The following is a 22,242-nucleotide window of genomic DNA, read 5'->3' on the forward strand; positions in this document are numbered from 1 at the left end:
CGCCCGAGGGGGCGGTTCCGGCCGAACGACGCCTGAAAGCAGCTTCCGTGCCTGTTTCAGGGTGAAAGTCCGGTTCGCCGACTAGCGTGAGCCGCGATGACGAAGACAGCACGCCACGGTGCCGCCGGAACGTCGCACGGCACGTTCCGGCGGGACGTGGAGGGCATCGCGGTCGCGCTGATCATGGCGATGGCGGCCGGACTGCTGACCGGCTGCTCCGCCTCGGAAACCCCGGGTCCGCGGCCGGCTGCCCGGCTGTCGCTGACCAAGGTGCTGGCCGCCGTCCGCCGCGCCCCGGCGATCCGCGCGCTGCCGTCCGACCTCAGCCCGTCGCTCACCGCGGCCGGGCAGGACCTCGGCTTCGACAGCGACAGGTGCGAGGCCGGGCCGACAGCGACCCGGATCGACGCGTGCGTCTTCGGCGATCCGGCCAGCTCGACCCGGGTGGTGCTGACGGGTGACTCGCACGCGAGCATGTGGCTGCCCGCGCTGAGTGAGATCGCGCAGCGTCAGCACTGGCAGCTGACCTTCTACGGCAAGCCGGCCTGCCCGGCCCCGGACATCACGTTCTGGAACCAGCGGCTGGGCCGGGCCTTCACCGAGTGCGACCGGTTCCGGTCGTTCGCCGAGGAGCAGATCCGGGCCTCCCGGCCCGATCTGGTGCTGGTCGCGGACTCCAGCTATGCCGCGAAAACCGGGCCGGGTGAGTCGGTCACGGCCACCGAATGGCAGGGCGGGCTGACGCGTACGCTCGCCGGCCTGCGCCGATCGGGCGCGCGAGCGGTCGTCATCGGCGATATCCCGGTGCTCGCCGAAAGTGCCCCCGAATGCCTGGCCGCGCACGCCCGCAACATCGTCACCTGCTTCACCACCCGGGCCGTGGCCACCGCCCGGGTCTTCAACGACGCCGACGAGGCGGCGGCCCGGGCGACCGGCTCGGGATATGTCTCGGTGCTGCCGTGGTTGTGCGGCGCGGTCTGCACCCCCGTCGTGGGCAAGGTGCTGGTCTACCGCGACCGGTTCACCCTCACCGCGGCCTACTCGCGGCTGTTGAACGGGGTGCTGGAAGACGCGCTGGCCCGGGAGTTCCCGCAGGAGAACGCGCCTTAGCCCCGTTTGCGGCGGGCCAGGATGATCGCCCCGGTCACCAGTCCGGACACGGCCGTGGTGACCGCCGCGAACGGCAGCGCCGCGCAGATGCGGGCGGTGATCTCGGCGGTCGTCTGGCGTACGTGCGGTCGCGCGGCCAACGTCGCCAGCGCCGATCTAGGCTCCTCGACCTCCGGCCGGGTCGTCGTTCCGATGCTCATGCCTTCCGCCCCCTCGGATCGCATCCCTCACCGCCTCGACGTCGCGGCGGCCGCTCGCCATCGCCTCGAGTGGCTCCGGCGGCACGGCGCGCTTCACCTGCACGCGCCCGATCAGCGCCGCCACCCCGGCGGCCAGCAGGACCGCGGCGGTGGTGATCAGCGCGGCGGCCCAGGCCGGAAGCGCGAGAGCCAGGAGCGCACCGACGGTGAAGATCAGCGCGGCGACGCCGTAGAGCGCGAGCACGCCGGCCCCGCCGAACAGTCCGGCTCCGGCCCCGGCGCGCTTGGCCTTGGTCGTCAACTCACGTTTGGCCAGGTCAAGCTCGTCGCGGACCAGGGTGCGCACGTCGGCGGTGAGCCGCTCGAGCAGTTCCGTTTGACTCGCCATGCCGGTCGGAATACCCGCCCCGGCGGCGGTCATACCTACTGTCCCACCTGGCTGACCTCGGTGAACGGCTTATCGTCCCACCAGGTCGCGTGGATGATGAAGCTCTTGCCGGTCTTGTTGAAGTAGACGGCCATGTTGTCGGGTGAATCCTGGACCTTCTGCACGGCGTACCCGTCGGCGGGCGTGGCCGTGACCAGCTCGACCACCGCATCGGAGGTCATCTTGATGACCGCCTGGCCGCCTTCGACCCGGAACGAGCGGACGTAGGTGCGGACTCCGTCGTCGCCGGTGGTGACCGTCCAGCCGTCTTCCGTGGTGGTGGGCGGCGTGGCCGTGGTCGTTGCTTTCCTGGTCGGCGGCGTGGTCGGGTGCGTCGTCTTCCTGGTGTGCGTCGGCGTGGGCGTTTCCGGGGAGTTGGTCACGGCCGGCAGTTGCACCGGGAAGCTCGTCTGCGCGGCCGGCAACTGCTGAAGGCTCGACAACGCGGTGTCCTCGGGCGCGGCCGTGCGCAGCACCGGCGTCAACGCCACCGACGCCAGCACGATGCTCGCCGCCGTCGCGGCCAGCCAGCCGACGACCGGCGTCCACCGGAAAGATCGCACGAGGCCATCGTCTCACCTCCCCCTATGGTGTACGCCATGGCGCTGATCCTGCTGGTCGAGGACGACCGCATCATCACGGCCGCCCTGTCCCGCGCGCTCACCGAGGCCGGGCACGTGGTGCGGCCGGTCGGCCTGGCCGCCGAAGCACTGCGGATCGTCACCGAGGAGCGTCCCGACCTGGTCATTCTCGACCTCGGGCTGCCGGATATCGACGGCACCGACGCGCTGCGGATGATGCGGTCGGTGTCCGACGTGCCGGTGATCGTGGCGACCGCCCGGCGGTCGGAGGCCGACATCATCGCGCTGCTCAGCGCCGGCGCCGACGACTACGTGACCAAGCCCTTCTCGGGCGGACACATCCTGGCCCGCATCAACGCGGTGCTGCGCCGCGCCCGCACCACCCAGGCCGAACTGCCGTCGGTGATCACGGTCGGCGAGCTCACGATCAATCCGCGCCAGCGACGGGCCGAGCTGCGCGGGCAACAGCTCCAGCTGACCCGGCGCGAGTTCGACGTGCTGGCCTACCTGGCTGAGCGCGTCGGCCAGGTGATCAGCCGGCGCGAGCTGATGAACGAGGTCTGGAACCAGGCCCGGATCGGCGAGGAGCAGACGATCGACGTCCATATCAGCTGGCTGCGGCGCAAGCTGGGCGAGACGGCCGCGCAGCCGCGGTTCCTGCATACCGTACGCGGTGTCGGCGTGATGATGGTCGATCCGCGGTGAGGTGGGCGCTCAACCGGCTGGCCCTGGCGATCACGTCGATGGTGGCGCTGGCCTTCTTGGTGCCGCTGGCGGTGGCCACTCGGCAGATCGCCCATGACCGGGCCCTCGGCGACGCCCGGCAGCAGGCGACGTCGCTGGTGACCGTGCTGGGCGTCGACGCCGATCCGGCCCTGCTGACTTCGGCGGTCGCGTCGACGACGGCGGGCAGCACCGGCCGTCTTGCCGTGCATCTGCCGTCCACCGGAACGATCGGGACATCGCACGCCTCTCCATCGGACATTTCGGTCGTCTCGCAGGATCGGCGCTCGGCGGTCGTGCCTGCCCCCGGCGGGGTGGCCTACCTGCAGCCCACCGTGCTGACCGACGGCCGCACCGTCGTCGTCGAGGCCTATGTGCCGGACGCCGAGATGCACCGCGGGGTGTGGACCGCCTGGTTCGTGCTCGGCGGGCTGGCGATCGCGCTGGTCGGCGGCTCGGTGCTGCTCGCCGACCGGCTCGGCAGCGTGCTCGTGCGGGCCACCCGCCAACTGGCCCAGTCGACCCGGCTGCTCGGCGGCGGCGCGCTCACCACCCGCGTCACCCCGCTCGGGCCGCGCGAGCTGCGCGACGCGGCCAACGCCTTCAACACCATGGCCGACGACCTGCGCAGCCTCCTCGACAAGGAACGCGAGCTCGCGGCGGACCTCTCGCACCGATTGCGGACGCCGCTGACCGCGCTCCGCCTCGACGCCGAGGCCATGCCGCCGGGCCCGATCGCGGAACGGATGCGGCAGGCGTGCGACCTGCTCGACGAGGAGCTCGAGGCCATCATCACCGGCGCCCGGCTCGGCACCGAGGCCCGCGGCCAGGAACGCTCCGACCTGGTCGAGGTGCTGGCCGACCGCCTGGCGTTCTGGTCGGTCCTGGCCGAGGACCAGGAGCGGCCGTGGGAGGTCGTCGGCGGGGACGTGCCGGTGATGGTGCCGGTGCCACGGAGCGAGCTGATCGGCGTGGTCGACGCGATGCTCGGCAACGTCTTCTCGCACACCCCCGACGGGACGGCCTTCCGGGTCAGCGTGTCGCCGGACGGGTTGCTGGTCGACGACGCCGGTCCGGGCATCGCCGACCCGGCCTCGGCCGTGCAACGGGGAGTGAGCGGGGCCGGCTCGACCGGCCTCGGGCTCGACATCGTGCGCCGGGCGGCCGAGGCGTCGGGCGGCCGGATGGTCATCTCGCGGAGCCCCCTCGGCGGCGCCCGCGTCGGCATCTTCCTGGACGCTCCGGTCTCCCCGCCACCTCCGCGCCGTAGGCGCTGATTTTTCAGCGATCACCCCTTTTGCGGCGTACGTTACCTGCGTGATCAAGACGCTGTTGACGCTGGTCCTCGCTGTCCTGCCCGCCTGGGACCACCCGGGATACGACGCCGAGGACAGCTACTACAACCCGCACGAGACGGCCGTCAACGCCGGCTCGATCAACCACCTGACCCGCACGTGGTCGGTCCGGCTGCGCCACCAGGACCCGTCCTGCGCCGGCCCGTCGACCCCGCTGCTCGCCGGCGGCCGCGTCTTCGTCACCGACGCGCTCGGCATCTCCGCCTACCAGGCGTCGGACGGTCGCGCCCTCTGGAACTTCACCTGGGAAGTCCCCGACGACACGCTCACCCCGGTGCTGGCCGTCGCCGGCAACGCCCTCATCGCGGCCACCGGCGACTGCCACTCCAACAGCGACCCGAACGGCCTGCTCACCGCGTTGAACGTCACCACCGGCAAGCCGGTCTGGCACGCGGCCACCGACACACCGGTCGCCACCCTGGCCGTCGACAAGGGCGTCGCCGTCGTCTCCGGCTCTTCACCGTCCGACGAGCTGACGACGCTCGCCTTCCGCACCGCCGACGGCAAGCCCCTGTGGAAGAAGCCGCTGTTCTCGTCGTCGGGCGTCTCCGCCAACGGCCGCCTGCTGCTGACCCACGACAACACCACGTCCGCCGCCGACATCACCACCGGCGCCGTCCGCTGGACCCGGCCCACGGCGTGGACCGCCCAGGCCGCGACCCCGGCGAGCGACCACTTCGTAGTCACGTCCGGCACGACCCTCGCCCTGCTGAACGCCGCCGACGGCACGGTCACCTGGTCGGCCCCCGGCAAGGCCGGCACCCTGCTCGCCACCGACGGCCGCCGCATCTACCGGGCCGACGACCACCTGGTCGAGGCCCTGGACGCCGGCAACGGCCACCCGCAGTGGTCCCGCACCCTGCCGGTCGAGGCCACCCAGCCACTCCGGGCCGGCGGCCTTCTCTACACGGGCGGCCCCATCCTCACCGCGGCGACCGGAACCGTGGCCAGCCCGGCCACCGCCTACCCCGGTCACCAACTCCCGGCCGGCGGCCACCTCTACACCGTCACCGACACCGCCCTGTCGGCGTTCGCCCCCTGAGATAGCGTGAACCGGCATGTCCGGACGCGCCGATGAGGGGAACAAGTGGAACTGCTGCACTCGGGAAAGGTCCGTGAGGTCTACGCCGACGGCGACGACATCCTCCTGGTCGCGTCCGATCGGATGTCGATCTATGACGTGGTGCTGCCGACGCCGATCCCCGACAAGGGCAAGATCCTCACCCAGCTCTCCCTCTGGTGGTTCGACCAGCTCAGCAGCGTCGTCCCCAACCACATCATCTCGGCCACCGACGTGCCCGCCGAGTGGGCCGGCCGCGCGGTCCGGTGCCGCCGGCTCGAGATGGTCATGGTCGAGTGCATCGCCCGCGGCTACCTGGCCGGTTCCGGCCTCAAGGAGTACGAGCGGGACGGCGCGGTCTCCGGCGTCGCGCTGCCGCCCGGGCTGATCGAGGGGTCCGACCTGCCGGAGCCGATTTTCACGCCGACCACCAAGGTCGCGCCGGGCGAGGGCCATGACGAGTTCATGACGTTCGCCGAGGTGCGGGCGGCCGTGGGCGACGAGCAGGCCGAGGAGCTGCGGCGCATCACGCTCGAGGTCTACCGGCGCGGGTCGGAGATCGCCAAGGCGAAGGGCATCATCATCGCCGACACCAAGATTGAGCTGGGGATGGCGGCGGACGGCAGCCTGCTGCTGGCCGACGAGCTGCTGACGCCCGATTCGTCGCGGTTCTGGTCGGCCGACGAGTGGAAGCCGGGCGGCACCCAGCGCTACCTCGACAAGCAGTTCCTGCGTGACTGGGCGACCCACGAGACCGACTGGAACCGCACCGCTCCCGGTCCCGAGGTGCCGGAGCAGGTCGTCGAGGCCACCCGCAACCGCTACATCGAGGTCTACGAGCGGCTCACCGGCGACAGGTGGTCCTAGAGCGGCGCTCCGGGGTGCCGGTGCGGGGAGGCTCCCCAGACGGGCTGGCCGCTGCGGCCATCCCGCTTGGCGACCAGAAATGCGCCGTAGCCGCCGGCGACGACGGCCATCAGCAGGCCGGTCCAGCCGCCGAACGCGATGCACACCGGGGCCAGCGTCCACAGCAGAACAGCCACCGCGATGCGCAGCTTCGTCCGTGGCCGGCCGATCCGTTCGATCTTGCGTAAGAAGTTCGGATCCTCGTCGCGCAGTTGGCTGACCATGCCGTCGAAGACGAACTTCTCGTTGGGGTCGAGCACCGGGACCACCTCCACGGCCGGAACAGCAACGGCAAAGCCCTACCCGCGCCGCGGGCGTCAAAACGCCCGCGTGCGCGATCTGCCGATCCGGGCCGGCGCCGTCGGGGTTCCGCTTTTCCGGCGTACGCCGCCGGCATGGTCAACTCGACCCGGGAAAGTGACCGTGAAGGAAACCCGACGACCACAAAATCCGGCAAGCTGCCCACATGGGCAAGGAACGCGGACGGGCCAGGGATCCCGAACAACGCCTGCACCACTGGGAGCACCTGACCTCCTACCCGCTGACCCTCCTCTCGATCTTCTTCATCGCGGTCTACGCCTGGCCGATTCTCGAACCGGGCATGGACGATCACTGGCGGAGTGTCTGCGAGCTCGGTGACCTGCTCATCTGGGGCGTCTTCTGCGTCGAGTACGTGGCCCGGCTCCTGCTGTCCGTCGACAAGGTCCGCTTCGTGCGTACCCATTGGTTTGATCTTTCGGTCCTGATCCTGCCGGTCCTGAGACCGCTGCGCGCGCTGCGCCTCCTGAACGCCCTCCGCGTGCTGAATCGGCACGCGGTGTCGTGGACGCGCGGCCGCCTGGCCCTCTACGTGATCGCCACGACCGGGCTGATCGTGCTGATGGCCGGTCTGGCCGTGCTGGAGGCGGAGCGCGGCCACCCGCGGAGCAACATCGAGAGCTACCCGCAGGCACTGTGGTGGGCGGTCTGCACGATCACCACGGTCGGCTACGGCGACCTCTATCCGGAGACCTTCGAGGGCCGCATGGTCGCGCTGGCGCTGATGGTCGGCGGCCTGGGTCTGATCGGTTTCACCACCGGCTCGCTGGCCAGCTGGATCGTCGACCAGCTCTCCGACTCCGAGCGTCCGAGCGGAACCGCGACCCGGGCCGACATCGCGCTGCTGCTGCACGAGGTGCGCAAGCTCCGCGCCGAGGTGGCCGAGCTGAAGGGGCAGTCGTCAGAACCCGCCGAGCTTGAACGCCACGAACCCGATCAGCGCCAGCGGCACTGACCCGATCAGGCCGCCGGCGCGCTGCCGCCCGGTGCGTCCGAGCACGAGGATCACGGCCAGGCCGAGCACGACCTCGATGACCGCGGTCTGGATCTGGTCGCGCCGGTAGGCGGCGTCCCCGCCGCGCAGCGCCGCGACCAGCGCCTCGGCGAAGAGCACCGCGCCCGGCAGGGCCACCCCGGCCAGTTGCTGCCACCCCGACGACCACACCAGCGTGGCCCCGAACCCGAACACCAGGCCGGCCAGCACCCCGAACGCCATCCACACCAGCCCGGTCCGGTTCCACAGCGCCGAGATGTCGTCGTGCAGGACGAGCGTCGCGCCCAGGTAGTAGACGGGCACGGCGATCACGAGCAGCGCGGCGCCCGCGGAGGCGGCACGCCACCAGGGCGTACGCACCCACAGCCCGAGCCCGTACGCCGCGAGCGCCCAGATCGCGCTCGAGTTGGCCAGGTTGGCCCACGGATAGGGCAGGACCCGCTGGAGCAGCAGGTCGAGGGCACCCAGCACGACCCCGCCCACGACGGTCGCGACCACTACTCCCGATCGATGATCACCACGCACCCGACGAAGTGTGCCAAGTCGCCGCCCGGCGCACGATCGATACGCCGTCGAGCGGCGTCGGTCCGTTGAGCACGACACCGGCGAGACCGGCCGCCCGGGGCCACTCGTCCGAGTGATTCTGAAGTGAACAGGAACGCGGGCGGGACGAGTCTTCGCAGCTCAGCGGCCCAGATCGAGCTATCTTTCGCATTTTCCCCGGACCGGGACTTATCACCAAACGCGAAATCCGGCGCACAAATCGCCTCCGGCCGCCCAGTTGCCGATCGAAAGCCACCGAACGCCGTCACCCGTTCGGCGGACACCCGGCTACCTCGTTCGGGTGGCTCCGGGGTCGCCCGTTCGGGACCATCGCCGGCCGCGTCGTGACCGAGCGTCCCGGAGGGTGGCACACAAAAGCGGCCTCAGCCCCGGGAAGCCGGGCTGAGACCGCGGAAGAAAGGCTACGGCCGGAGCTGGGAGGTCGTCTCCGAGCGGGGGAGGTCGGCGGCTTGCCGGCACCGCTCGCAGCCCAGCTGGTCACCGCAGCCGGGACACCACTCGTTGGTTCGCCGCAAATACCACCCCAGGGCGACCCCGGCGAGCAGGCTGAGCAGGCCGACGAAAGCGGCGACCGCCACCGCGCCGGTCATGCGGCCGAATCCCGCAGCGGCAGACCGTTGCGGGTGGCGGGACGACCGAACTGGGTGCGCTCACGACGGTCGAGGGCCGGGTCTTCGATCGACCGGGCGGTCACGTAGGGCGCGGTGAAGGTGTCGACGCCGGTGCCGCGGTGGGCGCCCGGCCGGTAGGTCACCGTGACGGCGCGCGGGGAAGCGGCCTCGATGATGCCGGCCCGCCAGCCGTCGCGGTAAACCCAGACCGGGTCGGCCGGGTGGTAGCTGTCGGCCGGAGCGACGTCGGCCGGATCGCGCTGGGGCGGGGCGAGGGTCGGAGTGAACGTCGGTGCCATGGACATCGCGGGGGGCCTCCCAGGTCTCGGGGACTCGGTCGTCAGGTCGGCGGCGGTCGCCACCCGGCTGGACGCGTCGGCCGAGAAGCCGAACTTTTCGACACGCTGCGTCAGCAGGCGGTACGTGTCTGTCAGCTATCATGCTCGCGAACAAGTGCAATCGCAAGGCCAGATGCACGTGCATCCGGTACGGGCGAATGCCGTGGGCGTTAAGCTTGAGTAGTTCCGTCATGAACGATCTCCCCCCTAAGATGCTTGAGGACTGCGGCCGGCAGCCCCACTGACAGCGGCGACAAGGAGCAAGGTGAGCGCGGGTTCGCAGGAGGAGGCGCCGGGCAGCGGCCCCACCGTGCTGCGCATCCTGCTCGGCGCGCAGCTGCGCCGGCTGCGGGAGGCCAAGGGCATCACCCGTGAGGACGCCGGGTGGGAGATCCGCGCTTCCGGTTCCAAGATCAGCCGCATGGAGCTCGGCCGGGTCAGCTTCAAGGAGCGCGACGTCGCCGACCTTCTGACTCTCTACGGCGTGGCCAACTCGGAGGAGCGCGAGGCGCTGCTCGGTCTCGCCCGCCAGGCCAACAACCCCGGCTGGTGGCAGCAGTTCAGCGACATCCTGCCGGGCTGGTTCCAGTCCTATCTGGGCCTCGAGGCCGCGGCCACGCTGATCCGCACCTACGAGATCCAGTTCGTGCCGGGCCTGCTCCAGACGCCCGACTACGCCCGCGCCGTGATCATGCTGGGCCACGCCGGCGTCACGGCCGACGAGATGGACCGCCGGGTCGAGCTGCGCCGCCAGCGGCAGCAGGTCCTCGAGCGCACCGACTCGCCGCAGCTGTGGGCGGTCATCGACGAGGCGGTTCTCCGGCGCCCGATCGGCGGCGTCGACGTGATGAAGGCGCAGATCGAGTTCCTGATCGAGGCGGCCAAACGGCCGAATGTGCGGCTGCAGATCATCCCGTTCAACGCGGGCGGTCACGCCGCGGCCGGCGGACCGTTCGCGATCCTGCGCTTCCCGGAGCCCGAGCTGCCCGACGTGGTCTACGTCGAGCAGCTGACGAGCGCGATCTATCTGGACAAGCGCGAAGACGTGGATCAGTACGCGATGGCCATGGAGCGGGTCTGCATCGATGCGGAGGCGCCCAACAACACGCCGGAGATCCTCGGCAAGCTGCTGCACGAGGTGGGCCGGCCGGCTTAGGGCCTCAGTGCCGTTCCGGCCGAAAAGTCTACGAAGGCGTACGAGCCGGGCGGCTCGTACGCCTTCTTGGTTTTAGCGCGCCGGTCAGGCGAGCAGGTTGTCGAAGTCGCCGTCGCGCACACCGCCGAGGAAGGCCTCGATCTCGGCCGGCGTGTAGATCAGCGCCGGGCCCTCGGGGTCCCGAGAGTTGCGCACGGCGACCGAGCCGTCGGGCAGCATTGCGCACTCGACGCAGTTGCCGCTGGGGTTGCTGCGGCGGCTCTTCTGCCAGGTGACACCCACCAACTGGCCGGCGGGGATGCCGTTAACCGCGTGCGTCATTTGAAGCTCCCTATGTCTTCTCCGGTCGGGGATCGCCCGGAGTCGGGTAGTCCCGCGAATACCCTCCGCCACAACGTGCAAATGCACGTGCATTTGGCCTTGCGAACTCACGGGATTGTGAGCATGATAACGCACATGCGGTACCCAATGGGGGTCACTGAGGGTGACATCTTTGGGTGACGGTCTGGTCGCGGAAAGGCGTTCGCGACCTCGGCGTAAGGCTCCTTGGCGGGGGCGCCCGAGCGAGAGGTGACGAGCGTGTCTATACCCAATATCGGGCCAGAGCATGCTGATTCGGGTGACCCCGACGCGGTGGACGTGCCGCGCCGGGGAAACCCGGCCCCAGTCCTGCGTGACGAGCCTTTGACCGACGACGTGATGGCGGCTTCGGCCCGTGCCACCACTGTTACGCACCGATTTGGCGGTGTCAGGTATGCCCTGGCTCGCCCCGACGTGAGGACCGCCGACCATCGACCGCCGGCTGAGGAGGGTGATTCCGACGCGCGCTACTGACCTCGTCCGCTGCATGCGGGGCCGCCGCGCCGGTGATATGCCCGTTCGCGCCCTGTCCGCACCTATCATCCGTGATGGGCGTCTCAGGCTGGGTGAGCGCTGGCTCGAGCACGAGTTCGCCGAGGCCGACTACCGGGACGGCAACGGACCACTTCGGTTACGCCTCGTGCACGTCGAGTGGTCGCGTCAAGTCGCCCAGGAGGGTGACATGTGGCTCGCGGCCGAAGGCGTCGTCGTTGATTCGTCCGGTCGCGAGGGCGACCGGCGCCAGATCCTGATCCGGGCGGAACGCCTTCCGGCGCCGCCCCCGGCCCGCAAGCGCACGCGGCTAGCGGGTCTGAGCAACACCCCTTGAGACCCCGGTCGGGCGGTCCGGTTCCCCCGTGCCAGGCCGCCCGGCCGGCCACCAACTCAGGTGGCCGGCCATTCCAGCCCGCTGACGGCCGCCGTTGGGACGCAAGACCGGGGTCAGGTCAGGGCTTGCGGGCCACTCCGGCCCAGTAATAGGCCGCCTCAGGGGACGCCACGGGCTCGTCGGGGCGCCAGCCGGAGACCGGCACGATGCCCGGCGGCAGCAGTTCCCAGTCGCCGAAGAGTCGGGCCACCGCCGCGTGGTCGCGGGCGACCAGCGTCATCCCGGCCCCGGTCGCCGCGGCCACCGCCTCCTCGACCTCGACCGGGTTGAAGTCGGCCGTCGGGTGGGTGATGGCCAGGCAGCTGCCGGATGGCATCGCGTCGCGCAGCGCGGCCACCTTGCCCCACGGGTCGTCCTCGTCGGCCAGCAGCATGAGGATCGCGATCAGGGTCAGGCCGACCGGCTTGTCGAAGTCGAGGGTGTCGCGCAGCGTCTTGTCGCCCAGGATCGACTCGGGGTCGCGGATGTCGGCCGAGATGTATTCCGACCGGCCCTCGGGCTTGCTGATCATCAGGGCGCGCGCGTGAACCAGCACGATCGGGTCGTTGTCCACATAGACCACCCGGGTCTCGGGCTCGATCGCCTGGGCGATCTCGTGCAGGTTGGGCCGGGTCGGGATGCCGGTGCCGATGTCGAGGAACTGGCGGATGCCCTCCTGGGCGACCAGATCGCGGGCCGCCCGGTGGACGAATTTGCGGTTTTCGCCGGCCATGTAACGCATGCCGGGAATCGCCGTGATCATGGCTTCGCCGACCGCGCGGTCGACGGCGAAGTTGTCCTTGCCGCCCAGCCAATAGTCGTAGATGCGGGCGGAGTGGGGCACATTGATGTTGACCCCGGGCGGCGCAACCTCGTCGTTACCGTGCTGCACGGGCGGCCTCCCCACGAAGTCCATCAGTGCGGTAAAGAGTAACGGAATGTTCAAGCCGCCGAGGCGTCGCGATAGGACCGGGCCCGGCCGTCATAGGGAACGCCCGAGACGACGCGGTCCCGTCCTCGGTGCTTAGCGGCATACAAGTTTCTGTCCGCTGTGGACAGCAGCCCGGCCTGGGTGTGGGTTTCGGCCTCCGCGATGCCGGCCACGCCAATGCTCACCGTGACCGGTAGACCCCGTGCGATCTCCTGCCAGTCGTAGCCGCCGATCACCCGGCGGATGCCGTCCAGCTGGGCGACCGCGCGGGCGACCGGGGTGCCCGGCAGCACCATCAGGAACTCCTCGCCGCCCAGCCGGGCGACGAACCCGTCCGGCGAGACCGCGGCCAGTTCGGTCTCCATCAGCTTGGCCACCATGATCAGCACCTGGTCGCCGACGTCGTGCGAGAGCCGGTCGTTGATCTGCTTGAAGTGGTCGAGGTCGACGATCGCCACGGTCAGCGCCGGGTCGGCGTCGAGCAGGATCGAAAGCTCCTCGTCGACGTACCGCCGGTTGCGCAGGCCGGTCAGCGGGTCGCGGCGGGCCTGCTCACGGAACCGTTCGGCCTCCTGCCGGGCCTCGGTGGTCTCGAACATCGCCTGCCGGGTGCGGGCCTGTGCCTCACGCTGCTGGGAGTGCAGCTTGTTGAAGGCGGTGAAGAACTTCTTGTGCACGGCGAACGCGTCCGCGAACTCGCCCCGGGCCGCGTGCAGCTCGGCCTGCTCCTGCTCGATGCGTACGAGGCTGTCGGCCAGCTCCCGTTCGGTGCTCAGCGTTCGGCATTCGTCGAGGCTGTGCTGGGCGCGGTCGTACGCCCCGAGACCCCGCTGGGCGCGGGCCAGGTTGAGGTAGAACACCGGCAGCGAGTCGGCGTTGTCGTTGAACTCGCCGAGCCGGTAGCGCTCGATCGCCAGTTCGAGGGTGCGTTCGGCCTCGGCGAACCGCCCGTTGCCGATCTCGATCGCGCCGATGGTGTCCAGCTTGGACGGGTCGATGCGCCGGCCGGCCACCGCGGACTCGTGGCGCATCCGGTCGATGATGCGTTGCGCGCCGAGAGCGTTGCCGCTGCCCAGCTCGTTGTAGGCGTAGTTGTTGAGCACGGCCAGGGCCAACTCGAGGTTGCCGTGCGCCCAGGCCAGATCCTCGGCCTGCTGGTAGCGGCTGCGGGCAGCGTCGTACGACCCGGCCAGCGCGAGCGCGTCGGCCAGCTTGACCCGGTGCCAGATCTGCATGTGCTCGGTGGCGCTGTCGTCCAGCAGCTCGACGGCCTGCACCGAGTGCTCGAGGCACTGGGCGGCGTCGCCGAGGTAGCGGTGGATGGTCGCCCAGACGAGGTGGGTGCGGGCGCGCAGCTGCCGGGCGTCGTGTTCGACCGCCCACTGGTGGACCTTCCAGATGCGCCGGGCCGCCGCGGCCACGTCGCCCGCCCTCAGGCGCATGTTGGCCTGGCAGAGGCGGGCCCGGGCGGCCAGCAGCTCGTCGCCGATCGCGAGGGCCTTCTGTTCCAGCTCGCGGGAGCGCCGGAAGTCGTTCTCGGGGTCCCAGCTGATGTTGTCCTCGAGTTCGAGGAGGGCAGCGGAAAGCGCGCTGGCGTCGATCACGGACCGGTCCACAGATTCACCCCTCCCCTCACACCGCGAAGGATCGACATCGCCGGGCCGCGGATGAGAAAAACCGCGGAAGATCAGCTCTCCGTTTCCGAAGGTTAGCTCTGGGTCAACACTGATCCCATGCGGTGCGCGGTGATCCTTCTCGCTTGTCACGATCTGCTTACCAACACGGTGCGCTCCGTGGTAATGGGAGGGTCGGACCCGGCGTGCGCTATCAGGATCCCGACGGTGCCAGATTCGTCACAGGTCTAGCGCTTCCCGCTGCGCAAGTTTCTGGCCGCGGAAGGTCATCCCCGCGTCGGTAGGCTCAGGTCATGAGCACGACGGCTGAGCCGGGACTCCGCGAACGCAAGAAGGCCGCGACCCGGCAGGCACTGCACGAGGCGGCGGTGCGCCTGGCGATCGAGCACGGCGCCGAACGGGTGACGGTCGAGGCCATCGCCGACGACGCCGGCGTCTCCCGGCGCACGTTCTCCAACTACTTCGGGAGCAAAGAGGAAGCGCTGATGCACGGCGACTTCCTGCGCATCCAGAGCCTGATCGAGATGGTGCGCGAGCGCCCGGCCGGCGAATCGGCCTGGACCGCGCTGACCGCCGCCGCCGAGCGCTTCGTCGGCGAACTGGGCGATCTCGACCCCCAATGGGTGGCCCAGACCCGGCTGGTGCGGACCCATCCGTCGCTCATCGCGGCCCAGGTGCAGACGTTCGCCGCCCTCGAGCGCGAGCTCTCGGCCGAGGTCGCGTCCCGGTCCAAAGGTCAAGACCCTGATTCCGTACGCGTGCGGATGACGTCGGCCGCCTTTCTCGTGGCCTTACGCGTCTCGGTGCACCTCTGGCAGGAGGGGCCGCCGGGGCGCGGCCTGTGGGACGTCGTACGGGAAGCGCTCGCCGAGGCGGGCCGAGGGTTCGCTTAGACGCTGGATATTGCGATGCCCCGGGTGGGGGCCCGGGGCATCGCTCTTTCTCTGGGGATGTATTTCAGTGTGGTTCCTGTGGGGGATCGACCCCGCCAGGCCGACCCCCCTTTCGCGGACTCTCAGCCCTTGAAGCCCGCGAAGATCTTGGAGAACTCGAACGGCGACTGGCTCACGTTGGTGCACTGGAACAGCGCGCCGCTGCAGGCGTTCTTGTCGCGGTTGAGCTCCCAGAACGACATGAAGCCGAGGTGGTTGCTGTTGGCGAAGGCGACCAGGTCCTTGGCGTCGCTCTGGGTGAACTTGCCGCCGTCGTCGTTCTGGCCGAGCATCGGGGTCACGCCGACCATCTTGAAGGCGGCCGCGTCGCTGTTGCCGTAGACCGACTTGATCTGGTCCTTGGTCGACTTGACCGCCTGGATCGCGAGGTCGCCGTAGTCCTGGCCGGAGCGGCCGTAGTCCATCGCCATGATGTTGACCAGGTCGAGGTCGACGCCGGCGCTCTTGGCCGACTTGACGACGTTGAGGCCGTCCGCGGTGAGGCCCTCCGGCAGCACCGGCAGGGTCAGCGAGACCTTGAGGCCCGGGTTGGCCTTCTGCAGCGCGGCGATCGCGGTCGAGCGGCGGGCGATCGTGGCCGGGTCGGCCACGGCCGCGCCCTCGATGTCGAAGTCGACGTACTTCAGGTTGTAGGCGCTGACGACCGCCTGATATTCGGCCTGCAGGGCGCTGGTCGAGGTGCAGGCCTGGGCCAGCTCGATGCCGGTCGCGCCGCCGAACGACACCTTCACGTCACCGCCGGCCGCGCGGACCGCCGAGATCTGGTCGGCGAACTGCTTGGACCGCGGGTCGAAGGCGTTGAACCAGCTGGCCTTGCAGCCGACGCTGGTGACGAAGGCGAGGCTGAACGACTTGAGGTTGCCGCTGCTGCCGAGCTGGGCCAGCGTGGTCGAGCCGTTGGAGAGCAGCCCCATGTCGACGTACGGGGCGACCAGCGTGCTTCCGCCGCCTCCGCCGCCCGGCGCCGACGTGGTCGGAGGCGCGGTGGCCGGCTTGGTCGGCGGGGTCGTCGGCTTCGTGGTCGGTGCGGTGGTCGGGGGCTTCGTCGGCGTCTTGGTCGGGGCCGTCGTCGGCGCGGTCGTCACGGTGCCGCCACCTCCGGCGCACGAGGCGCCGTTGATCGTGCAGCTCGTCGGGGCACCGCTGCCGGCCACGATGAAGCCGAACGTTGCGGTCGCGCCGGGCGCGACCGTCGGGGCGTAGCCCGGGTTCCTGGCCGTCTCGGTCGAACCCGCGGTGGTGATCGTCGCGTCCCAGAAGCTGCCCAGCTTGGCGCTCGACGGGAGACCGAAGGCGAGCGTCCAGCCGTTCACCGTCGCGCCGGTGTTGTTGGTGATCGTGTATTTGGCCTGGTAGCCCGATCCCCAGTCGCTGTCGGTGCTGAAGACGGCGCGGAGACCGCTCGCGGCCTTGGTACCCGGGGACGTGGCCGCGAACGCCGCGACTGTCCCGCCGCCGACCGCGACTACTGCCGCGGAGGCGTAGATGGCCAGACGCAGACGGCTGCGTTGCATGGATGACTCCGATCGCAGGGGGTGACGACGGGAGCCAATCCTGGTCCGGAATTGCCTTACAGGACCTTGTACAGACCTTAAACATCCTTAAATGACCCGAGGTAGCAGTCGCGTTACCGCCCGGTAGCAACGCCCTCGAGGAAGAGCGTGAGGTGACGGAGCCAGGCCCCGGCATCGGACGAGCGGCCGGCCACGCCGGCGTTCGCCATCATCAGCATCCGGATGTCGAGCCGGGTGAAGTCGGCTCGCAGCGACCCGGCCCGCTGAGCCCGGTCGATCACCTCGACGGCGCCGCGCTGGGCGGTCGCGCGCAGCCGGGCCAGTCGCTCGTCGTCGTCGAAGCTGGCGTTGACCAGCAGGTCGGAGAGGCCGCGGTCGGTCGCCTGCATCTCGCAGACGCGGGTCACGTAGATGACGAAGCCGTTCCACGGGTCGGGGTCGGCGAGCGACCGGTCGGCCAGCTCGACCCATTCGTTCATCTGCCCGGCGAAGACCTCGGCGATCAGGTCGCGGCGGCTGGGGAAGCGGCGGTAGAGCGTAGCGTTGCCGACGCCGGCCCGTCGGGCGATCTCGTCGAGCGAGGCGTCGAGCCCCTGCTCACCGAAGATCTCGCGGGCCGCGTGGAGGAGGGCGGCACGGTTGCGCTCCGCATCCGCGCGCAATCGGGTGGCCATGGACAAAGAGTACGACGTTTGCGGGGACGTATCCCCGGTTGGTGTACGGTCGCGGCGGTCAGTAAGACGTTTTTGCGCAGGAGGCACGCGTGTCGACAACGATGACGGCCCTGGACATTCCCACCGCGGACGGGGCGGCGGACGCCTACCTGGTTCGTCCCGAAGGTGACGGACAGTATCCGGGCGTGCTGCTCTTCATGGACGCCTTCGGGCTCCGCCCGCGGATCGCCGAAATGGCGGCGCGGATCGCCGAGCGTGGTTATGCCGTGCTCGCCCCCAACATCCTCTACCGCGGTGGCCGCTCGCCGCTGGTCGACCCGGCCGATCTGGAAGACCCGGAGAAGCGTGGCGCCACCTTCGGCCGGCTGATGCCGATGATGCAGCAGCTCACCTCGGAGCGCCTGAGGGCGGACACCGCCAGTTACCTTGACTTCTTCGCCGCGCAGGACGGCGTGGCGGCCGGCCCGGTCGTGATCGTCGGCTACTGCATGGGCGGCCGGAACGCGTTGATCGCGATGGAGGCCTTCCCGGACCGGATCAAGGCCCTGGGCAGCTTCCACGCCGGTCGCGTCGTCACCGAGGACGCCGACAGCCCGCACCTCGGGGTCGCGTCGATCACCGGCGAGGTCTATTTCGGACACGCCGACAATGACGGCTCGATGACGCCCGACCAGATCAAGGCGCTCGAGAGCGCCCTGGACGAGGCCGGTGTCACCTACACCTCCGAGCTCTACGCGGGCTCGCCGCACGGCTACACGATGACCGACACGGCGATGTATCACCAGCCCGGCGAGGAGCGGCACTGGGCGGCCCTGTTCGCCCTGCTCGAGCGCACCCGCTGACTTCTACGTGAGGGGCCCGGAGCCCGGGCTCCTCACGTAATGCAGAACTCGTTGCCCTCGATGTCGGCCATCGTGTACCACGAGTGGGGACCCTGGTGCGCCTCCCAGAGGAAGGTCGCACCCCGCGCCAGCAGCTTGTCGCGCACGGCGTCCCGATCGGCCTCGCCGACCCAGACATCGAGGTGCAGCCGGTCCTTCACCGTCTTGGGCTCGGGCACGAGCTGGAAGAGGACCCGGCGCTTGGCGCCGCTGGGCAGCGGGTCGGGATGGTTGATCGCCGCCCCGGTGCGCCAGACCAGCGCACCCCGGTGGGTCATGGTCTCGGCCTCGGTCGCGTGGCCCTGACTGACCATCTGGCGGATGAAGTCGGCGTTCTGCGGCTCGACCCGCCAGTCGAGGGTCTCGGCCCACCAGTCGGCCATCGCGTGCGGGTCGGCGCAGTCGACCACGATCTGAAAGTCGTATGGCATGACCGCACCCTAGCGGCGGGGTACGACAGGCTTACTGCTCGTACAGGCCCGGGAAGAAGCGGTCGGTCGCGGTCACGTCATAGACCTGGCGTACCTCGGTGATCCGCCCGTCGGCGACCGCGAGAAACTCGATCATTCGAGCGGTGCCGAAAGGCGCCACGAGGTCGTAGACGAGCGCCGCGCCGTCGTCGGCCGGCGTCCGGGCGACGACCGAGACCGAGTCGGCGAAGACCGCGATCTTGTGCAAGATCCGCACCAGTTCCTCGTCGTCGACCGCCGCGTCGAGATTCCACTCCACCTCGACGTCGGGTGCGAGCAGCTTGCGCACGGCGAGCCGGTCGTCGTTGACCCACGACCTGGTCCAGAAACCGGCGACGTCCATCAAGATCTCCTTCGGTGTAGATGATCTAGCGGGACACGCCGGCCGTCGGCCGGGCGGGCATCGGTTCCGGGAACTGGCCATGCCCGAGAAGGGCGGCGGTGGCCTGCGCGGCCCGCTTCGCGGCCAGGCCGTCGCCGTACGGGTTACCGCTCGCGGTCATCGAATCGCGCCGCACCCGGCTGTCCAGCAACGACGCGATGTCGTTGAGGATCGTCTCCGGTTCCGCGCCGACCAGGCGGGCGCAGCCGGCGTGGAGCGGCTCCATGCGGTCGGTCGTCTCGTGCAGGAGCAGCGCCGGAACGCCGGAGGCGAGCGCGTCCTCCTGCAGCTCCCCGTCGTCGGTCAGCACCAGGTAGGCCTCGGCGAGCAGGCGGGCGCGGTCGGCGTACGGGAGAGGGCCGGCGCCGATGACCCGGCGCGAGCGGCCGGACGGTTCGGCGCCGAGCATGACCACGTCGAGGTCGGGGTACCGGGCGGTCAGGCGGCGTACGGTCGCGCGGACCAGCTCGAGGAGGACGCCGTCGGTGTGCCCGATCCCGACCACCAGCAGGCGGTTCCGGGGCGCGGCGCCGGTGTCGCGCAGGGCGGCCAGGTCCGGGTCGGCGTAGGGCGGCCGGCGGTCGCGGAGCGCCAGCGCCGCGTCGACCGCGGTGTTGCCGGTCAGCAGCACGTCGCCGCCGGGCACCCGCTCGTCGAGCAGGTTCATCGCGGCGAGCGGGGCGGCCGCCAGGTGCAGGGTGCTGACCTGGGTGAGCAGCCGCCGATTGGGCTCGGTCGGGCCGGCCGCGCCGAGGTCGCCCGAGCGCCGTCCCGCGTCCAGGTGGACCACCGGGATCCGTCGCCAGTACGCGGCGACCGCGGCGGGCAGGCTCGCCCCGGTGTCGCCCTGCACGACGATCGCGGCCGGCGTGCGGGTCGACCAGAGCTGGTCGAGCCGGCAGATCGTCTCGGCGTCGTCGGCCCCGGCCGGCACGGCCAGCCCGGCGGTCAGCTCGAAGACCGCCAGGGTCTGGGCGAAGCTCAAGGGTTCCGGGCCGGCGGCGAGCAGGATCGGCTCGATCCGGGCCAGCTCGCGCATGGCCGTCGCGACCGGCGCGAGGCGGGCGGCCTCGGCGCTGGTGCCACCGACGAGGTGGACTTCGGGCAGTGGCATGTTCAGACTCCGGCTCGGGGGTTGCGCGGCGGGTCGAACGTTATGCAGTTACTCAGCGTGATTCAAGGCTTCGCCACACACGGTCACGGACTGTGGCCGAAAGGCCGAACCCAGACGACCCAGGGCCGCTATTACCACGTAAACCGGGCGGATTCGCTCGCTCTCGGATTGCTTAGTTGTCAACGCGGAGAGTAATTGACCGGCAAGAGTGAATCTCATTTGTCGGCTTATCGGCCGATGGCTCGGGTGGCGTTCCCGGGCCTAACGTCCGATTCGCGGGTCCTGCGAGGAACTGCGTATTTGTGAACGTGAAAGGTGAATGGATGGGCCTGAGGAGATTGTCAGGGGTGGGACGGACGGGCGTTGACGGACTGTTGTGGTCGCGGTGAAGGCGGGCTCGGCCGGGCGGCGCTGGTCGCTACTGGCTGTCGTCTCCGGCGGGGTACTGCTGGCGCTCGGATTCACCAGTGTGGGATGGGCCGGGAGCCCGCCCGAGAGGCCGTCCAGCCCCGGTTCCGAGGTCGGGGCGCGCGGGGACGCGTACGGGAAGTTGGGTTTTATGTCGTTCAATGTCTGCGGCGGGGTCTGCCGCCACGGCGAGGTTGCGACGACCGCGCGATTCGTCGCCAAGGTGGCGACCCGGCGGGGTGTGGGGGTCGTGCTGCTGCAGGAGCTCTGCTACACCCAGTTCCGGCGGGTCCGCGCACTGCTGGCCCGGCGCGGATTCAGCGGCCGTTTCGAGGCCCAGACCCAGAGTCCGGCCTGCGCGAACGACGACCCCCGGCACGGCACCGGATTCGGCGTCGCGGTCCTGGTGCGGGGCCACATCTCGCGCAGCGTGGTCGATCATCTGCCGACGTCACCGGGGCTGGAGCATCGCGTGCTCCTCGGCGTGACCGCCACGATCGCCGGCCGGCCGACATTCGTGGCCGGAGTGCATCTGTCGCCGTCGCCTCCGGAGACGCTGCGCGAGCAACTGCAAGCGGTCGAGCGATTCGTCGGATCGCGGGCCGGCCATCCGGTGATCGTCGGCGGAGACTTCAACACGCTGCCCGGTGATCCGGCGCTCGGGCCGATGTTCGCGCGGTTTACCGAATTGGACGAGACCCGAGCCGGAAATCCGGAAATGGGGGACCGGCCGACGTACGCGGCGAAGAAGATCGATTACGTCTTCCTGTCGCAGTTCGTCGAGCCCCAAGCGTCCACCGTGGTGACCGCGATGTCGGACCATCGCGTCTACCTCGGGAGCGCCCTCACTCCGGGCGCTGGCTGAGCAGGGTCGGATCGTCGCGCAGCAGAGCGGCCAGCCGCCGGGCCGCCATCTCGGTCTCTTCCGGGCGCTCGACCTGCAGCGGAATCGGCTGGGGCAGCGGCGTCGGCATGCCCCGGGGCTCGGCCGGCGCGGGCGGGATCAGGCGCTCGGTCACGCCCGCCCGCTCGTTGGCCGCCGGCTCGACCGGAGCGCGGTATTGCTCGGGATCGATGCGCCGCGTGGTCTGGGCGGGGACGGCCGGCGGCGGCGTGGGAGCCAGCGGATGCGGCGGGAACTCGTGCTGGGGGTCGCGGGACGACGCCATGCCCAGATCGCGCAGGCGGGAGCCCAGGTCGGTCGACTCCGTCGCCTCGGGCGGGCCGTAGGCGGCCGCCGGCTGCTCGAAGCCGCCGTAGCGACGTTCGGCCGTGTCGGATTCGGCGTAGTGGGCCGGCTGCTGGTAGGCCGGGGTGGGCTGCTCATATCCATAGTGCGGGCCGAAACGATCCTGATCGTCGTGGCTCATCCGCGGGGCCCCGGCGCCCGGATAGGCCGGCGGGAACTCCTCGACCGGCTCGCCCACCTCGACGTCGAAGTCGGCGCGGGGCTGGGCCGCCAGGTTGTTTTCCGCCGTGACCTGCACCTGGCCGTCTTCATAGAAGAACCGCAGCACCATCGGGTCGCCGTCACCCTCGACACCGACGGTGACGCCGAGCCGGGGATGCCGGCCCACGACGCCGGCGATCGCCTCGACGAGCTCGGTCACGCCCGCCGACCCGCCGGTGGCCTCGTTTGCCGCCCGGCGACGCAGCTCGTCGCGGCGCGCCAGCTTTTCCAGCGCGTCGTCCAGTCCGCCTCGCACGTCA

At 70.3% G+C, this 22,242-nt stretch carries 27 protein-coding genes; 11 read left to right on the forward strand and 16 right to left on the reverse strand.

Annotation, left to right across the window (positions count from 1 at the left end; all coding sequences use genetic code 11):
* The first annotated feature begins 96 nt into the window (after nucleotides 1-96).
* On the forward strand, nucleotides 97-1,110 hold the full coding sequence (locus AB0M88_RS17545; RefSeq protein WP_364102512.1) for an SGNH hydrolase domain-containing protein: 1,014 nt from the start codon (nucleotides 97-99) through the stop codon (nucleotides 1,108-1,110).
* On the opposite strand, the gene AB0M88_RS17550 is transcribed toward AB0M88_RS17545, so the two are convergent.
* The 3 genes from AB0M88_RS17550 to AB0M88_RS17560 are packed head-to-tail and all read right to left on the reverse strand — an operon-like array spanning nucleotide 1,107 to nucleotide 2,300.
* Complete coding sequence (locus AB0M88_RS17550; protein WP_364102514.1) at nucleotides 1,107-1,310, reverse strand: hypothetical protein; 204 nt, start codon at nucleotides 1,308-1,310, stop codon at nucleotides 1,107-1,109. The genes AB0M88_RS17545 and AB0M88_RS17550 overlap by 4 nt on opposite strands.
* Nucleotides 1,267-1,698 carry a phage holin family protein gene (locus AB0M88_RS17555; RefSeq protein WP_364102517.1) on the reverse strand — a complete coding sequence of 144 codons (432 nt, stop codon included), beginning with the start codon at nucleotides 1,696-1,698 and terminating at the stop codon, nucleotides 1,267-1,269. The genes AB0M88_RS17550 and AB0M88_RS17555 overlap by 44 nt, the downstream gene beginning before the upstream one ends.
* Nucleotides 1,699-1,733: 35 nt before the next feature.
* A complete protein-coding gene (locus AB0M88_RS17560) occupies nucleotides 1,734-2,300 on the reverse strand; it encodes a DNA mismatch repair protein MutL (RefSeq protein ID WP_364102520.1) in 567 nt (188 codons plus the stop codon).
* A 36-nt stretch (nucleotides 2,301-2,336) separates the two neighbouring features.
* On the opposite strand from AB0M88_RS17560, the gene AB0M88_RS17565 reads away from it, so the two are divergent.
* From AB0M88_RS17565 to AB0M88_RS17580, 4 genes are read left to right on the forward strand one after another with little or no spacing between them, the layout of a single operon-like run.
* A complete protein-coding gene (locus AB0M88_RS17565; protein WP_364102523.1) occupies nucleotides 2,337-3,023 on the forward strand; it encodes a response regulator transcription factor in 687 nt (228 codons plus the stop codon).
* Nucleotides 3,020-4,318 (forward strand): HAMP domain-containing sensor histidine kinase, encoded by a 1,299-nt coding sequence (locus AB0M88_RS17570; protein WP_364102526.1) that lies wholly within the window; start codon nucleotides 3,020-3,022, stop codon nucleotides 4,316-4,318. The genes AB0M88_RS17565 and AB0M88_RS17570 overlap by 4 nt, the downstream gene beginning before the upstream one ends.
* Before the next feature lie 40 nt (nucleotides 4,319-4,358).
* On the forward strand, nucleotides 4,359-5,438 hold the full coding sequence (locus AB0M88_RS17575; protein WP_364102529.1) for a PQQ-binding-like beta-propeller repeat protein: 1,080 nt from the start codon (nucleotides 4,359-4,361) through the stop codon (nucleotides 5,436-5,438).
* Between the two features lie 45 nt (nucleotides 5,439-5,483).
* Nucleotides 5,484-6,323: a phosphoribosylaminoimidazolesuccinocarboxamide synthase gene (locus AB0M88_RS17580; RefSeq protein WP_364102531.1), complete on the forward strand. Its 840-nt coding sequence runs from the start codon at nucleotides 5,484-5,486 to the stop codon at nucleotides 6,321-6,323.
* Here the strand turns inward: AB0M88_RS17580 and AB0M88_RS17585 are convergent.
* Complete coding sequence (locus tag AB0M88_RS17585) at nucleotides 6,320-6,637, reverse strand: DUF3040 domain-containing protein (protein ID WP_364102534.1); 318 nt, start codon at nucleotides 6,635-6,637, stop codon at nucleotides 6,320-6,322. The two genes, AB0M88_RS17580 and AB0M88_RS17585, sit on opposite strands and share 4 nt — an antisense overlap.
* Before the next feature lie 191 nt (nucleotides 6,638-6,828).
* Between AB0M88_RS17585 and AB0M88_RS17590 the strand changes: the two genes are divergently transcribed.
* Nucleotides 6,829-7,635 carry an ion transporter gene (locus tag AB0M88_RS17590; protein ID WP_364102537.1) on the forward strand — a complete coding sequence of 269 codons (807 nt, stop codon included), beginning with the start codon at nucleotides 6,829-6,831 and terminating at the stop codon, nucleotides 7,633-7,635.
* Here AB0M88_RS17590 and AB0M88_RS17595 read toward each other — a convergent pair.
* From AB0M88_RS17595 to AB0M88_RS17605, 3 genes are all read right to left on the reverse strand, one after another.
* The gene (locus AB0M88_RS17595; protein ID WP_364102540.1) at nucleotides 7,582-8,199 is read right to left on the reverse strand and encodes a DUF6518 family protein; all 618 of its coding nucleotides are present in this window, start codon (nucleotides 8,197-8,199) and stop codon (nucleotides 7,582-7,584) included. The two genes, AB0M88_RS17590 and AB0M88_RS17595, sit on opposite strands and share 54 nt — an antisense overlap.
* Nucleotides 8,200-8,639: 440 nt before the next feature.
* A complete protein-coding gene (locus tag AB0M88_RS17600; protein ID WP_364102543.1) occupies nucleotides 8,640-8,828 on the reverse strand; it encodes a hypothetical protein in 189 nt (62 codons plus the stop codon).
* On the reverse strand, nucleotides 8,825-9,154 hold the full coding sequence (locus tag AB0M88_RS17605) for a hypothetical protein (RefSeq protein ID WP_364102546.1): 330 nt from the start codon (nucleotides 9,152-9,154) through the stop codon (nucleotides 8,825-8,827). Before AB0M88_RS17605 ends, AB0M88_RS17600 begins: the two co-directional genes overlap by 4 nt.
* Nucleotides 9,155-9,452: 298 nt before the next feature.
* On the opposite strand from AB0M88_RS17605, the gene AB0M88_RS17610 reads away from it, so the two are divergent.
* Nucleotides 9,453-10,343, forward strand: a complete 891-nt coding sequence (locus AB0M88_RS17610; RefSeq protein WP_364102549.1) for a helix-turn-helix transcriptional regulator — start codon at nucleotides 9,453-9,455, stop codon at nucleotides 10,341-10,343.
* An 84-nt stretch (nucleotides 10,344-10,427) separates the two neighbouring features.
* On the opposite strand, the gene AB0M88_RS17615 is transcribed toward AB0M88_RS17610, so the two are convergent.
* A complete protein-coding gene (locus AB0M88_RS17615; protein WP_364102552.1) occupies nucleotides 10,428-10,664 on the reverse strand; it encodes a DUF397 domain-containing protein in 237 nt (78 codons plus the stop codon).
* Nucleotides 10,665-11,190: 526 nt separating this feature from the next.
* Between AB0M88_RS17615 and AB0M88_RS17620 the strand changes: the two genes are divergently transcribed.
* Nucleotides 11,191-11,532, forward strand: a complete 342-nt coding sequence (locus tag AB0M88_RS17620) for a hypothetical protein (protein WP_364102555.1) — start codon at nucleotides 11,191-11,193, stop codon at nucleotides 11,530-11,532.
* A gap of 118 nt (nucleotides 11,533-11,650) precedes the next feature.
* Here the strand turns inward: AB0M88_RS17620 and AB0M88_RS17625 are convergent, their stop codons facing one another.
* Together AB0M88_RS17625 and AB0M88_RS17630 are read right to left on the reverse strand one after the other, a co-directional pair.
* Nucleotides 11,651-12,463, reverse strand: coding sequence for an SAM-dependent methyltransferase (locus tag AB0M88_RS17625; protein WP_364102558.1), 813 nt, complete (start codon nucleotides 12,461-12,463; stop codon nucleotides 11,651-11,653).
* 50 nt (nucleotides 12,464-12,513) lie between these two features.
* Nucleotides 12,514-14,118, reverse strand: coding sequence for a diguanylate cyclase (locus AB0M88_RS17630; RefSeq protein ID WP_364102560.1), 1,605 nt, complete (start codon nucleotides 14,116-14,118; stop codon nucleotides 12,514-12,516).
* A gap of 311 nt (nucleotides 14,119-14,429) precedes the next feature.
* Here AB0M88_RS17630 and AB0M88_RS17635 point away from each other — a divergent pair, with 311 nt between their 5' ends.
* A complete protein-coding gene (locus AB0M88_RS17635) occupies nucleotides 14,430-15,029 on the forward strand; it encodes a TetR family transcriptional regulator (RefSeq protein ID WP_364102563.1) in 600 nt (199 codons plus the stop codon).
* 122 nt (nucleotides 15,030-15,151) lie between these two features.
* Here AB0M88_RS17635 and AB0M88_RS17640 read toward each other — a convergent pair whose 3' ends face one another.
* Together AB0M88_RS17640 and AB0M88_RS17645 are read right to left on the reverse strand one after the other, a co-directional pair.
* The gene (locus tag AB0M88_RS17640; RefSeq protein ID WP_364102566.1) at nucleotides 15,152-16,603 is read right to left on the reverse strand and encodes a cellulose binding domain-containing protein; all 1,452 of its coding nucleotides are present in this window, start codon (nucleotides 16,601-16,603) and stop codon (nucleotides 15,152-15,154) included.
* A 113-nt stretch (nucleotides 16,604-16,716) separates the two neighbouring features.
* Entirely contained in the window at nucleotides 16,717-17,277 is a 561-nt protein-coding gene (locus tag AB0M88_RS17645; protein ID WP_364102569.1) for a helix-turn-helix domain-containing protein, read from the reverse strand.
* 101 nt (nucleotides 17,278-17,378) lie between these two features.
* Here AB0M88_RS17645 and AB0M88_RS17650 point away from each other — a divergent pair, with 101 nt between their 5' ends.
* Complete coding sequence (locus tag AB0M88_RS17650) at nucleotides 17,379-18,119, forward strand: dienelactone hydrolase family protein (protein WP_364102687.1); 741 nt, start codon at nucleotides 17,379-17,381, stop codon at nucleotides 18,117-18,119.
* Nucleotides 18,120-18,151: 32 nt separating this feature from the next.
* Here the strand turns inward: AB0M88_RS17650 and AB0M88_RS17655 are convergent, their stop codons facing one another.
* From AB0M88_RS17655 to AB0M88_RS17665, 3 genes are read right to left on the reverse strand one after another with little or no spacing between them, the layout of a single operon-like run.
* Nucleotides 18,152-18,589, reverse strand: a complete 438-nt coding sequence (locus tag AB0M88_RS17655) for a VOC family protein (protein ID WP_364102572.1) — start codon at nucleotides 18,587-18,589, stop codon at nucleotides 18,152-18,154.
* A 31-nt stretch (nucleotides 18,590-18,620) separates the two neighbouring features.
* Complete coding sequence (locus tag AB0M88_RS17660) at nucleotides 18,621-18,971, reverse strand: hypothetical protein (protein WP_364102575.1); 351 nt, start codon at nucleotides 18,969-18,971, stop codon at nucleotides 18,621-18,623.
* 25 nt (nucleotides 18,972-18,996) lie between these two features.
* Nucleotides 18,997-20,124, reverse strand: coding sequence for a UDP-N-acetylglucosamine 2-epimerase (locus AB0M88_RS17665; RefSeq protein ID WP_364102578.1), 1,128 nt, complete (start codon nucleotides 20,122-20,124; stop codon nucleotides 18,997-18,999).
* Nucleotides 20,125-20,683: 559 nt separating this feature from the next.
* Here AB0M88_RS17665 and AB0M88_RS17670 point away from each other — a divergent pair.
* Entirely contained in the window at nucleotides 20,684-21,397 is a 714-nt protein-coding gene (locus tag AB0M88_RS17670) for an endonuclease/exonuclease/phosphatase family protein (protein ID WP_364102581.1), read from the forward strand.
* On the opposite strand, the gene AB0M88_RS17675 is transcribed toward AB0M88_RS17670, so the two are convergent.
* Nucleotides 21,378-22,238: a hypothetical protein gene (locus AB0M88_RS17675; protein WP_364102583.1), complete on the reverse strand. Its 861-nt coding sequence runs from the start codon at nucleotides 22,236-22,238 to the stop codon at nucleotides 21,378-21,380. The genes AB0M88_RS17670 and AB0M88_RS17675 overlap by 20 nt on opposite strands.
* Between the last annotated feature and the right edge of the window lie 4 nt (nucleotides 22,239-22,242).

This window comes from Actinoplanes sp. NPDC051411, from assembly GCF_040682075.1.
In the GTDB taxonomy this organism is placed as follows: Bacteria; Actinomycetota; Actinomycetes; order Mycobacteriales; family Micromonosporaceae; genus Actinoplanes.

What these genes read in the sequence shown, in the direction of transcription:
- AB0M88_RS17545 (WP_364102512.1), top strand. Translation starts at nt 97, where the DNA reads ATGACGAAGACAGCACGCCACGGTGCCGCCGGAACGTCGCACGGCACG.
- AB0M88_RS17550 (WP_364102514.1), bottom strand. Translation starts at nt 1,310, where the DNA reads ATGAGCATCGGAACGACGACCCGGCCGGAGGTCGAGGAGCCTAGATCG.
- AB0M88_RS17555 (WP_364102517.1), bottom strand. Translation starts at nt 1,698, where the DNA reads ATGGCGAGTCAAACGGAACTGCTCGAGCGGCTCACCGCCGACGTGCGC.
- AB0M88_RS17565 (WP_364102523.1), top strand. Translation starts at nt 2,337, where the DNA reads ATGGCGCTGATCCTGCTGGTCGAGGACGACCGCATCATCACGGCCGCC.
- AB0M88_RS17590 (WP_364102537.1), top strand. Translation starts at nt 6,829, where the DNA reads ATGGGCAAGGAACGCGGACGGGCCAGGGATCCCGAACAACGCCTGCAC.
- AB0M88_RS17600 (WP_364102543.1), bottom strand. Translation starts at nt 8,828, where the DNA reads ATGACCGGCGCGGTGGCGGTCGCCGCTTTCGTCGGCCTGCTCAGCCTG.
- AB0M88_RS17605 (WP_364102546.1), bottom strand. Translation starts at nt 9,154, where the DNA reads ATGTCCATGGCACCGACGTTCACTCCGACCCTCGCCCCGCCCCAGCGC.
- AB0M88_RS17615 (WP_364102552.1), bottom strand. Translation starts at nt 10,664, where the DNA reads ATGACGCACGCGGTTAACGGCATCCCCGCCGGCCAGTTGGTGGGTGTC.
- AB0M88_RS17620 (WP_364102555.1), top strand. Translation starts at nt 11,191, where the DNA reads ATGCGGGGCCGCCGCGCCGGTGATATGCCCGTTCGCGCCCTGTCCGCA.
- AB0M88_RS17635 (WP_364102563.1), top strand. Translation starts at nt 14,430, where the DNA reads ATGAGCACGACGGCTGAGCCGGGACTCCGCGAACGCAAGAAGGCCGCG.
- AB0M88_RS17640 (WP_364102566.1), bottom strand. Translation starts at nt 16,603, where the DNA reads ATGCAACGCAGCCGTCTGCGTCTGGCCATCTACGCCTCCGCGGCAGTA.
- AB0M88_RS17645 (WP_364102569.1), bottom strand. Translation starts at nt 17,277, where the DNA reads ATGGCCACCCGATTGCGCGCGGATGCGGAGCGCAACCGTGCCGCCCTC.
- AB0M88_RS17650 (WP_364102687.1), top strand. Translation starts at nt 17,379, where the DNA reads ATGACGGCCCTGGACATTCCCACCGCGGACGGGGCGGCGGACGCCTAC.
- AB0M88_RS17655 (WP_364102572.1), bottom strand. Translation starts at nt 18,589, where the DNA reads ATGCCATACGACTTTCAGATCGTGGTCGACTGCGCCGACCCGCACGCG.
- AB0M88_RS17660 (WP_364102575.1), bottom strand. Translation starts at nt 18,971, where the DNA reads ATGGACGTCGCCGGTTTCTGGACCAGGTCGTGGGTCAACGACGACCGG.
- AB0M88_RS17665 (WP_364102578.1), bottom strand. Translation starts at nt 20,124, where the DNA reads ATGCCACTGCCCGAAGTCCACCTCGTCGGTGGCACCAGCGCCGAGGCC.
- AB0M88_RS17670 (WP_364102581.1), top strand. Translation starts at nt 20,684, where the DNA reads ATGTCGTTCAATGTCTGCGGCGGGGTCTGCCGCCACGGCGAGGTTGCG.